The following is a 1,582-nucleotide window of genomic DNA, read 5'->3' as shown; positions in this document are numbered from 1 at the left end:
CATCACATGTACGACGGGTGGGTCGAGAAAAACTTCAATGTCGATGCGCCGGGTGYGACATCCGCCAATCTCAAGAGCCTCGGTCACACGATCTGCGCGCGGCCGATGTATCCCCTCGACGAGAACGTGACGTTCACACCGTCCGCGCGTTTCTATGTCCGCTGACGATCCCTCCTTGAAAACTAGGCGAGTGAAGACGATGAAGATCGAAGCCGTGGATTTCTTTTACCTCGCCATGCCGGAAGTCACGACCGAGGCCGATGGCAGCCAGGATGCGTTGCTCGTGCGTGTCGTCGCGGGCGGACACGTGGGCTGGGGCGAGTGCGAGGCTTCGCCGCTCGTCTCGATTGCCGGTTTCGTTGCGCCGATGTCTCATGGCGTCTGCCGGCCCGTTGCTGCGTCGGTGCTCGGCCAGACCATCGACGGGCCGGGGGATATCGCCCGCATCGCGGCGGATGTCGAGTACAACAGTATGGATCTGCTGCAGGCTGCGCACACCTTCTCCGGAATCGAGATGGCGTTGTGGGATCTTCTCGGCAAGGCGCTCGGCGCACCGGTCTGGAAGCTTCTCGGATACGCCAAATCCCACCGCAAGACGCCCTATGCTTCGCAGCTTTTCGGCGACACGCCGCAAGAGACGCTCGACGGTGCGAAGCGAGCGCGTGGAGATGGTTTCAAGGCCGTCAAATTCGGCTGGGGCCCCATCGGTCGCGGAAGCGTCAGGGATGATGCGGATCACCTGCATGCCGCGCGGGAGGGCCTTGGGCGTGATGGTATCTTGCTTGTCGATGTCGGGCAGATCTGGGGTGAAGATGTAGAGGCCGCGGCTGCACGTTTACCGGCGCTTGAGGCCGCTGGTGCCGTGTGGCTCGAAGAACCATTCCACGGCGGCGCATTGGAGGCGTATCACGCGCTTTCACGCCGCAGCGACCGGGTCAAGATCGCAGGCGGCGAGGCGGCGCACAACGTCTTCATGGCGCGGCACCTGATCGATTATGGCGGTGTCGGCTTCGTGCAGATCGATTGCGGACGCATCGGTGGCATCGGACCGGCGAAGAAAGTGGCCGATTACGCCGTCGCGCGCGGAGTGACGTACGTGAATCACACCTTCACGTCCCACCTCGCCTTGAGCGCTTCGCTCCAGCCCTATGCAGGACTTGCCGATCACACGATCTGCGAATTTCCGTTCGCGCCGAAGCCAGTGGCGCGCGAATTCACGGCGAATGTGTTGGAACGCGATGCGAATGGCGAGATCGCCGCTCCCGATGCGCCGGGTCTCGGCATCGAGATCGATCTCGCAGCAGTTCGCAAATATCTTGTCGACGTCGAGATCAAAGTTTCTTCCCGCACCCTTTACGCGACGCCCGAAGCGGTTTAGCCGTTGCCGCCCGGCAAACGACCGTTTGCCGGATCTCCCTCAAACTGAGGACAGATCATGTCCGGTGTCGCTCTCGGCGCGGCATTCCTCGTGGCCTCGAGCCTGGTCTCGACCATCGAGATCATTTGCTTGCGTCTCGTAGGTGATCAGGTCACTGGCGGACAGATTGTCTTGTTTCGGGCCATCGGCCAGGTGATCCTGGCG

At 61.9% G+C, this 1,582-nt stretch carries 1 protein-coding gene; it reads left to right on the top strand.

The genetic code is table 11. The annotated features are described in order from the left end of the window. The first annotated feature begins 199 nt into the window (after positions 1–199). Positions 200–1,378 (top strand): mandelate racemase/muconate lactonizing enzyme family protein, encoded by a 1,179-nt coding sequence (locus AC1DT3_RS20555; protein WP_477467059.1) that lies wholly within the window; start codon positions 200–202, stop codon positions 1,376–1,378. Positions 1,379–1,582: the final 204 nt, after the last annotated feature.

Source organism: Microvirga sp. P4_G7 (genome assembly GCF_056401005.1).
Note: the sequence above shows the minus strand (reverse complement) of the source record. Positions and strands in the feature narration are given on the sequence as shown.

Coding starts and splice junctions, on each gene's coding strand:
- AC1DT3_RS20555 (WP_477467059.1), top strand. CDS start 200: ATGAAGATCGAAGCCGTGGATTTCTTTTACCTCGCCATGCCGGAAGTC.